Annotated in this window: 10 protein-coding genes and 1 pseudogene; 3 read left to right on the forward strand and 8 right to left on the reverse strand. The window is 68.7% G+C overall.

Features of this window, described 5'->3' with window-relative positions:
- Nucleotides 1-17: 17 nt before the first annotated feature.
- The 5 genes and pseudogenes from ACWD3C_RS47155 to ACWD3C_RS47175 form a co-directional block, all read right to left on the reverse strand.
- Nucleotides 18-851, reverse strand: a complete 834-nt coding sequence (locus tag ACWD3C_RS47155) for an RNA polymerase sigma factor (protein WP_451154763.1) — start codon at nucleotides 849-851, stop codon at nucleotides 18-20.
- Between the two features lie 388 nt (nucleotides 852-1239).
- Entirely contained in the window at nucleotides 1240-2112 is an 873-nt protein-coding gene (locus tag ACWD3C_RS47160) for a 5-oxoprolinase subunit C family protein (RefSeq protein ID WP_451154765.1), read from the reverse strand.
- Entirely contained in the window at nucleotides 2109-2759 is a 651-nt protein-coding gene (locus ACWD3C_RS47165) for a 5-oxoprolinase subunit B family protein (protein WP_451154767.1), read from the reverse strand. Before ACWD3C_RS47165 ends, ACWD3C_RS47160 begins: the two co-directional genes overlap by 4 nt.
- Nucleotides 2756-3520 (reverse strand): LamB/YcsF family protein, encoded by a 765-nt coding sequence (locus ACWD3C_RS47170; RefSeq protein ID WP_451154769.1) that lies wholly within the window; start codon nucleotides 3518-3520, stop codon nucleotides 2756-2758. Before ACWD3C_RS47170 ends, ACWD3C_RS47165 begins: the two co-directional genes overlap by 4 nt.
- Before the next feature lie 53 nt (nucleotides 3521-3573).
- Nucleotides 3574-4228 (reverse strand): annotated as a pseudogene (locus tag ACWD3C_RS47175) (D-glutamate cyclase family protein).
- Between ACWD3C_RS47175 and ACWD3C_RS47180 the strand changes: the two are divergent.
- Nucleotides 4149-4400, forward strand: coding sequence for a hypothetical protein (locus ACWD3C_RS47180; protein WP_451154779.1), 252 nt, complete (start codon nucleotides 4149-4151; stop codon nucleotides 4398-4400). The pseudogene ACWD3C_RS47175 and the gene ACWD3C_RS47180 overlap by 80 nt on opposite strands.
- Nucleotides 4401-4518: 118 nt before the next feature.
- Nucleotides 4519-5232: a GntR family transcriptional regulator gene (locus ACWD3C_RS47185; protein ID WP_451154771.1), complete on the forward strand. Its 714-nt coding sequence runs from the start codon at nucleotides 4519-4521 to the stop codon at nucleotides 5230-5232.
- 244 nt (nucleotides 5233-5476) lie between these two features.
- On the opposite strand, the gene ACWD3C_RS47190 is transcribed toward ACWD3C_RS47185, so the two are convergent.
- From ACWD3C_RS47190 to ACWD3C_RS47200, 3 genes are all read right to left on the reverse strand, one after another.
- Nucleotides 5477-5614 carry a hypothetical protein gene (locus ACWD3C_RS47190; protein WP_451154773.1) on the reverse strand — a complete coding sequence of 46 codons (138 nt, stop codon included), beginning with the start codon at nucleotides 5612-5614 and terminating at the stop codon, nucleotides 5477-5479.
- Nucleotides 5615-6006: 392 nt separating this feature from the next.
- Entirely contained in the window at nucleotides 6007-7275 is a 1269-nt protein-coding gene (locus ACWD3C_RS47195) for an Nramp family divalent metal transporter (RefSeq protein WP_451154775.1), read from the reverse strand.
- A gap of 97 nt (nucleotides 7276-7372) precedes the next feature.
- The gene (locus tag ACWD3C_RS47200) at nucleotides 7373-7744 is read right to left on the reverse strand and encodes an ATP-binding protein (RefSeq protein WP_451154777.1); all 372 of its coding nucleotides are present in this window, start codon (nucleotides 7742-7744) and stop codon (nucleotides 7373-7375) included.
- 773 nt (nucleotides 7745-8517) lie between these two features.
- Here ACWD3C_RS47200 and ACWD3C_RS47205 point away from each other — a divergent pair.
- Nucleotides 8518-8657: biotin carboxylase N-terminal domain-containing protein (locus tag ACWD3C_RS47205; RefSeq protein ID WP_208785519.1), on the forward strand; the 140-nt coding region annotated here is incomplete at its 3' end.

Raw genomic sequence — 8657 nt, forward strand, 5'->3', positions numbered from 1 at the left:
GAACCGGCGTGGGTGTGTCAGGCGGGGAACAAGCTGTCGACAAAGCCGCCCAGGTCGACGTGGGAGCGTGCCTCCGGGTGCGAGCGGTAGATCGCGCCGGCGCGTTCGGCGTGCTCCAGGCGGCGGATCTCAGTGAGTACCTCGGGAAACTCCCGGGCCTGCCGCGCCGAGGTGGCGAACACGAGGTCGTGGGGGTCCACGCAGCCGCGGCCGACCGCTGCGGTCACCCGCTTCCGGCAGCGGCAGGCGTTGGCCTTGTCGAACAGGCCGCACCGGGCGCGCATCAGGTGGGTGATCCGCTCCCGGGCACGTTGCAGACGCTTGCGGTACGCGGCCGGCGTGATGCCGAGAATCTCGGCCGCGGTCGCATGGTCCAGTTCCATGATCTCGCCGAGGATGTACGCCATCCGGTGCTCACGGTCCAGGCAGAGCAGCATCGCGAGCGTGCAGCCGACCTTGACCTCCTCGATCAGCAGCTGCTCCTCGACGTCAGGATGCGGTGTCGCCAGAGGGGACTGCGGCAGGCGGGAGAGCTCGGCTTCGAAATCGGTGAAGCTCAGTGCCTGCCGCTCGCCCCGGGTACAGGCGATGGACAGAAACTTGTTGGTCGCCACCCGGTACACCCAGGTGGAGAAGGCGCTTTCGGCCCGGAACCGGTCCAGCCGGGTGATCACCTGGATCAGCGCCTCCTGGGCCGCGTCCTCGGCATCACGAGGATCACCGAAGAACCGCACGGCCAGCCGGAACACTTCCGGCTGCACCGCACGGACCACCCGCTCCAGAGCAGCCCGGTCGCCGCCCACTGCCGCCATCACGTCCTCAGCCGCCTCACCTGTTCCCGCACGCTTCACGACTGTCCTTCTCTCCCTCACCCGGGCCCGGCCCGCCACATCTTTCAGTGACTTGGACGCTCCCGCCCCGGACGCTGTGACCGGTCAGGGCCGATCGGCAGGCGGCGCGGATCACGGCAGGGCGTACGCCGCGACCGCGTCCGCCTTGAACTCCGGTGGCTAGTGCTTCATCCCCACGGGGACCCTCGGGTGTGTCCTGGACGTTGCGGCGGACGTCGAACAGCAGCACTGCCGGTGGGGCGCCGGCCCAGAACATCACCCGCCAGGCGGTGTCGGGGCCGAGATCGTCCATCACCACGGTGCTCATGACCACCGCCAGACCGAACTCGTCGTCCCGCACCGTAAACGGCCCGGCCGTTCCCTCCCGCCGGGCGAAGAAGCCGGTGCTCTAGTGCCGGCGGCGGGTCGGCATGAATCGGACTGTGAGGCCCGGCACGGCCTGGGCGGCCGCGGGCAGCCGGTTCTCGGGTACGACGCCGATCACCGGGTAGCCGCCGGTGGTGGGGCAGTCGGCGAGGAAGACCACGGGTTTCCCGTCGGGTGGCACCTGGATGGCTCCCACCACCATGCCTTCACTGGGCATTTCCCCCTGTACGGTCCGGTCGAGCGCGGGCCCGTCCATCCGCAGCGCGATGCGGTTGCTGTGGGAAGAGACACGGAAGCGGGCCGTGGCAAGGGTGCTGACCGAGCTGTCGGCGAACCAGTCGTCCCGGGGGCCGAGGAGTACGGGAAGCACCAGTTCCTGTGGAGGTCCTTGCCACACCACCGTGTCGGTGTGAAGGGGGGAGCCGGTCACCTCACCCAGGGGCAGGGTGTCCCCGTCCCTGAGAGGAGCGGGGCCGAGGCCGGAGAGCAGGTCGGTGGAGCGGCTTCCGAGGACGGGGGGTACCGCGATGCCTCCGCTGAGGGCAACGTAGCTGCGCAGGCCGCTGGTGGCCGCACCCACCTCGAGCACGGCGCCGGCCGGCAGGTGTACCGGGCTTGCCCACGCCGCCGGCCGGCCGTTGACCCGCACCGCGGCCGGGGCCCCGGTCACGGCAACGATCACGGCCTGGGTGGTGCGCACGGCGACCCCGGTCAGCGTGGTTTCCAGTGTTGCCGCATCGGCGGGGTTGCCCACCAGGCGGTTCGCCAGTCGGTGCGCCGGCTGGTCCAGTGCCCCGGAGCGCGGTACGCCCAGGCCGGCGTGACCGAACCGGCCCAGGTCCTGGATCGTGGTGAGCGCGCCGGCCTGTACGACTTCCAGTTTGCCGCCGCTCATGCGATGCGCCTTTCGTCCATGTTCTCGGACCCGGGCTCCTGGGGGACGAACCGCACGCGCATGCCGGGGGTCAGCAGTGCGGCGGGCTCGCGCTCCATGTCCCACAGGCGCACGTGGGTCGTTCCGATCAGCTGCCAGCCGCCGGGGGAGGGGCGCGGATAGATGCCGGTGTATGTGCCTGCAAGCGCTACGGAGCCGGCGGGTACCGAGGTGCGCGGCGCGGCATGGCGCGGCACATGACATGTGTCACCGAGCCCGGTCATGTACGCGAATCCTGGGGAGAAACCGCAGAAGGCCACTCGGTGTTCGATGCTGCTGTGGATCCGTGCCACCTCGTCCTCGGCGACCCCCCACAGTTCGGCGACCGCGCTGAGATCGGCGCCGTCGTAATACACGGGGATGTCCAGGACAGGTCCGCTGCCGGACGCCAACGCGGGCACGGACCACTGGCGCAACTCCGCCTCCAAGGCGCCGGCATCTGACACCCCGTACAGGAGAACGGTCCTCTCTCCGGGCACGATCTCGCGCACCGGCGCCAGTGTTCCTGCGCCGCGGCAGCTCAAGAGCTTCGCGTGCCAGGCCTGGGCCTCTTCAGGCGTGTCCAGGTCGACAAGCAGGGAGTCCTCTCCGACCGGCCTGAGTCTCATGCGAACGCCTCCACCCTGACTCCGGCCGCCTCCAGCGCCGCGCGTACCTGCTTGGCCATTTCGGCCGCTCCAGGGGTGTCCCCGTGCAGGCACAGGGAACGCGCCTGGACGGACACGGACTCGCCGTCCACCGTGATGACGCGCCGCTCTCGCGCCAGGGTGACGGCCCTGCGGGCGACCTGCTCAGGATCGGTGATCACCGCACCATGGGATGAGCGGGGGACAAGTTTTCCTGTTGCCGCATAGGCGCGGTCGACGAATGCCTCGTCGACCGTGGGCAGGCCGACACGCTGGGCCTGCACGTGCATGGCCGAGCCGGGTAGGCACAGCACCGGCAGGGTGGGATCGGCGAGTGCCGTGCCCGCAGCCACGGCGGACGACTGCTCGTGGTCGGACACCACGCGGTTGTAAAGGGCGCCATGCGGCTTGACGTAGGCCACGGTGGCTCCGGCGGCGCGGGCGAAGACCTGGAGGGAACCGATCTGGTAGGTGATCTCGTTGGCGAGTTCCTCCGTCGGTACGTCCATGGCGCGGCGGCCGAATCCGGCCAGGTCCCGGTAGGAGACCTGGGCGCCGATCCTCACACCGCGCTCGGCCGCCATGTCACAGACCCGGCGCATGATGCTGGGGTCGCCCGCATGAAAGCCGCAGGCGACATTGGCGCTGGTGACGACCGACAACATGGTCTCGTCGTCGGTGAGCACCCACCGTCCGTAGCCTTCTGCGAGGTCTGCATTGAGGTCGATCACGATGTCCGTCATCGCTGCTTTGTCTCCTTGGGACAGTCCGCTGGGCACGAGATACCACTGCGCCTTCACCCGAGGCCGCAGTCCGCGTCCCGGGCGTCGGTGATCAGCATGTAACCGGGCGCGTGAGTGATCGCGAACGGCGGACGCGAGGCCATCAGAGCGGCCTGCGGCGTGACGCCGCACGCCCAGAACACGGGCACGTCGCCCGGTTCCGGCTCCACCGGGTCGTCGAAGTCCGGACGCGCGAGGTCCTCGATTGCCCAGAGCGCCGCGTTCCACGACGTGCACTGGGCGGCCTCCATGCACTGAGGGCATCAGCGCGCTCACGCGGGTCGCGGTGCCGACGAGGTCGCGCGGGATCTGCCGCATGGCGACTGCCATGCGGCCGTGCAGTCGGCCGGTCGGGCGGCACTGGCGGCTCGTTCGGTACATCGCGACGTTGCGCCCCCGGTCGACGTGGCGCAGGGGTACTCCTGCGTCGGCCAGCGCGCTTTCGAAGGCGAAGCTGCATCCCGGGTCGGTGACATCCAGGACGGGGCAGGGCTTGGGGTTGCGCCGGCAGAACGGCAAAACGTCATGGGCCCAGTCGGCGGGGACCGTGATGAGATTGGCCTGGGTGTAGGTGGCAGACCATCCCGCGGTGGGCGAGTTCGTGCCGTCGCGGAACATCGCCCGCGCCTCGCCGGGAGTGAGGGCCTCCGGACGGGTGACGGTTGTCATCGTCGATCCTTTCGGTCACAAGCCAGCTGCCCATTGGATTTATTGCCGCCCTGCAGCAGGCATGCGGCACCGGTGGGCCCATGAACGACACATCCAGCCCTGCTGTGACCTGCACTTCTTTGGCGCGGCGGGATTGTTCACGATCACGCCGCAAACATTAAAGGATCGTTGAACGATCCGACAAGACCTCTGTTGTTTCGTTCGCGGGTTTCCGGTTGACTGGAACAAGACAGGACACCGCCTGCCGGGAGACCGTCGGACGCCGTCGGCCGTATGAGAAGGACGAAACCATGACAGCCCAGGTCGACCCGGCCGTGCTCGTCAGTGACCGCGTGCTACTCGGGCGCTCCAGCACCGCCGACCGGGTCGCTGACATTTTGCGTGCCCGCATCGCCGAGGGGCACCTGCCGCCGGGGAGCAAGCTCTCCGAGGATGCCATCGGCACCGCGCTGGGGATCTCCCGCAACACTCTGCGAGAGGCGTTTCGTCTGCTCACGCACGAGAGACTGCTGGTTCACGAGCTCAACCGAGGCGTCTTCGTCCGCGAGCTCAGCGTGCAGGATGTCACCGACATCTTCCAGGTGCGCAGACTCATCGAGTGCGCAGCGGTGCGCAATCTAGGGGTGCCGCCCTATGACCTGAGCCAGGCCGAGGCCGCGGTCGCCGAAGGGGAGAAGGCCGCCGAGGAAGGTGCCTGGCGCGAACTGGGCACCGCCAACATCCATTTCCACCACGCCGTCGTGGGCCTTGCCCGCAGCAGGCGCTTGGACGAGCTGATGCGCGGTGTCCTGGCCGAACTGCGCCTGGTCTTCCACGCCATGGACAATCCGCGCGGTTTCCATGAGCCGTACCTGGCGCGCAACCGGGAGATCCTGTCCGCTCTCAAGGCGGCGGACAGGGTCAAGGCCGAGCTGCTGCTGGCCGCCTACCTGGACGACGCCGAGAAGGAGCTCGTGAAGAGGTACCCCGACAGCATCGCCGCCGAAGGCGGTTCGCACCTGTAGAACGGGCCTGCCCCGTCACCGGCACTGCAGCACCGGAGGCGGAGGGGCTTGTAGACAGGTGGCGTTGCTTTTCCGTATCCGCGGGCGAGGGGTGACCGGTCCCGGGCGCCGGAGTGTGCACCAAAGCCCCGGCCCGGTCCGGCGGACGCGCGCCGCGAAGAACCGGTCTTCGCCACCCGCCTCGGCACGGAGGGGACCCTCGCCGGTGAGGTCCTCCCGCGCCGGAGGGATGACAATCTCATCGTCAGTCGGTGTCTTCCATGGGCCATCGCAGCCGTGTCTGGGCAACATCGAAGGGATGGACGAGGCGGTACCGTCCGTTCTGGATCTGCTCGACGACGCCCCGGGCTGCGGTGTTCTGGTGGTTGTCGTCGAACTTCACAGCTCCCCGGGGGAATGGCCCCGGTCTCCGCTTTCCAGGCCGGTTTCGCCAGCGTCGTCCGCGTGCCTGGCCCGGACAGCCCCCGACAGGGGCTCTGGCGTCGTCATCGGTGAACTTTTCGCCAGTCAGGCAAGAAGGCGGCTGGTGGCAGCGGATGTCTTCGCAGAAGGCTGCTCAGACTCCGGCAGGACACGGCGTGTACCGCGCGCGCCTGGCCGGGGACACGACCCTCGGGCGGCTTGACGATGGACGCCACAAGCAATGTTCGCGCTGGTCACCATGGCCGGCAACGCCGTTGCCGCCCACATGCCAGGCCTTCCTCGAGGTCGAGGTCTCAAGGTCGCTGAGACGGTAGTCCTTGTGCGACACGGTAGGTTCGCTCCTGCACGCGGTCAGCCCACGACGCCCGTCGCGCGAAGGATGTTGAAGACGCCGAGGCCCGTCGCCACGAGCACCACCACCCCGCCGAGCACATTGCGGGTGAGGTTGTTGCGGTGGTCACCGAGCAGATCACGGCGGTTCATCACTACCAGCAGGAACACCGCGATGACCGGCAGCAGCAGCCCGTTGGCCGCCTGGGCGAAGAGGATCGCGGTAACCGGGCTCTCGCCGAGCACCGCGAAGATCGTGCCCGTGAGGAGCACCAGCGCCCATATCGCGCGGAACCTGGTGGCCTTCAGGTCCGGCTTCCAGCCCAGCGCCCCGCTGACGGCGAACGCAGCCGCGAGCGGCGCGGTGATCGCGCTGGTGAGTCCGGCGGCGAACAGCCCGAGCGCGAAGAAGCTCTGGGCCCACGACCCGAGCAGCGGCTCCAGCTGGGCCGCCATGTCGGCGGCGCTCTTGACCTCAAGCCCCTTGGTGAACATGGCCGTCGCCGCGGTGGTGACGACCGCGAGGGTGATCAGGCCGCCCAGACCGATGGCGAGGTAGGTGTCGCCGCGCGACTCCTTCAGTGCCTCGTCGACGGGCACGTCCTCGCTCCATTTCTGGCTGACGGAACTGGCGTGCAGGAACAGGTTGTAGGGCACGACGGTGGTGCCGATGAGCGCGATCACCATGAGCGTCGAGCCATTGGGCACCGACGGGACGAGCCCGCCGAACAGGTCTCCCAGATCCGGACGCACGATCACCATCGTCGCGACGAACACCACGCTCATCAGGACGACGAGGGCGATGATCGCCTTCTCGATCAGGCGGTAGGTGCCGGTCAGGAGCAGGATGAAGGCCACGGCACCCACCACCCCGGCCCACACCTGGGGCGACACTCCGGTGACGGCTTCGAGGCCGAGGCCGGCGCCGGTGAGGTTGCCGGTCTGGTAGGCCGAGTTACCGAACGCGATCGCGACCACGACCAGGCCGATGGCGCCGTACATCACGGCGGGCTGGCGGAAGGTCGTGCGCAGCGCCTCGCCGAGACCGGCCCGGCTCACAATGCCGAGGCGGGCAGACATCTCTTGCAGCACCATCGCCGCACCGACGGAGAACGCCACCGCCCACACCAGCGCGAAGCCGAAATCCGCACCGGCGATGCTGGCGGTCGTCACCGTTCCTGGGCCGATGAACGCGGCGGTGACCAGCAGCCCCGGCCCGAATCTGCGGGTCCTGGGGCGGGGGACGCGCTGCTGTTCCACTGAATCCGCTCGGCTGTCAACTTCACTCATGGGGGCTCCTTGGCCATCCGTGTCCATATGCGCGGCTCAAACGTGGGAACAAACTAGGGATCGTTGAACGATCCTTCAAGAGGTGGAGAGGTTTCTTCTACGATTCGATTGCATCTCGGCGAACCGGGGGCAAGTGCGAACCGGCCGGCCGGGAGTCGGCCGACAGTACGGCCCACGCCGCGTGGCCGTATGGCAGGCGCCAGGCACCCCAGCTCAGAGACAGGGCCTGGGCAAGGTGCAGACCCCGCCCGTCGCAGCGGGTGTCGTCGCCGGCTTCACGGGGAGCCGGAACGCCGCTCCATCCCCGGCCGTGATCGCCGACCTCAACGCGGACCGCGCCCCCGGTCGCTGTGCGGATGCGCCGCACGGTGTGCCAGACCGGGTCGCATCCCGCGCCGTGGCGGATCGCGTTGGTGAGGAGTTCGGAGACGATCGGCTCCGCGTGGTCGATCAGGTGCGACAGGCCCACGCCTGCAGCTGTTCCGTGGCCTGGCGGCGGGCGGAACGGGCGGACGCGGCCACCGAAGGCAGGATCCAGGTCTCCCGATCGGCGGTATCGGCGGCCGGGGGCGGCTGCGCCTGAGTGGAGATGAAAGGAGGCATTTGCGTGCTCACTTCGGAATGTGCACGGACTGTACCGCGCGGCGGTTCCCGCCTGCGAGAGGGCTCGAAGCGGCTGAGCGGTGGCTGAGTCGCGGCATCGGCCGGATCGCGGGACGGGGACCCGATCGCGAGTCCGAGCCTCCGCCTTCTCGATTTATGTAGGATCGTTCTACAATTCTTTCTCTGGACTGTCAATCGATCCAGCGACTCTGTCAACCCCCGGGTGAGGGTCTCGCGGGCCCGTGACGGCGGATCGAGGCGGCGCCCTGCGGTGGCGTCCGACTCCGCGCCGCACTGCCGCCAGTCCGCGCCTTGCGTCTCGGCCTGCATATTGAAGAATTGTTCAACGATCTCTAGGGTCGGAGCTGTACTGCCCACCGCCTGATCCGTCATCGCCATACGCCCATGCGCAGTGCTCCCTGCTCTCCACGCTTCGGTAGGCATGCCAATGGCTGTTCCTGCCCACGGGCCCGCCTGTGACAGCGCCGCCCGATGTCGCGCCTGGACCCGGACGGTGACCAGGCGCCCGGTCTTCGCGCCCTGGCAAACGGGATCAGGAAGTGATCGCAGTGCCCCTTTCCCCGTCAGGTGATGCGGCGGCGGCCGACAGCTCAAACCCAGGTTCACAAAGGAGCCATCGTGCGCAAGGTGCTCATCGCCAACCGTGGCGAGATCGCTGTTCGGGTGGCCCGGGCGTGCCGGGACGCCGGTATCGCGAGCGTGGCCGTGTACGCGGATCCGGACCGTGACGCGCTGCACGTGCGCGCGGCGGACGAGGC

This window comes from Streptomyces sp. NPDC002845, from assembly GCF_053591955.1.

What these genes read in the sequence shown, in the direction of transcription:
- ACWD3C_RS47185 (WP_451154771.1), top strand. Translation starts at nt 4,519, where the DNA reads ATGACAGCCCAGGTCGACCCGGCCGTGCTCGTCAGTGACCGCGTGCTA.
- ACWD3C_RS47165 (WP_451154767.1), bottom strand. Translation starts at nt 2,759, where the DNA reads ATGAGACTCAGGCCGGTCGGAGAGGACTCCCTGCTTGTCGACCTGGAC.
- ACWD3C_RS47160 (WP_451154765.1), bottom strand. Translation starts at nt 2,112, where the DNA reads ATGAGCGGCGGCAAACTGGAAGTCGTACAGGCCGGCGCGCTCACCACG.
- ACWD3C_RS47170 (WP_451154769.1), bottom strand. Translation starts at nt 3,520, where the DNA reads ATGACGGACATCGTGATCGACCTCAATGCAGACCTCGCAGAAGGCTAC.
- ACWD3C_RS47195 (WP_451154775.1), bottom strand. Translation starts at nt 7,275, where the DNA reads ATGAGTGAAGTTGACAGCCGAGCGGATTCAGTGGAACAGCAGCGCGTC.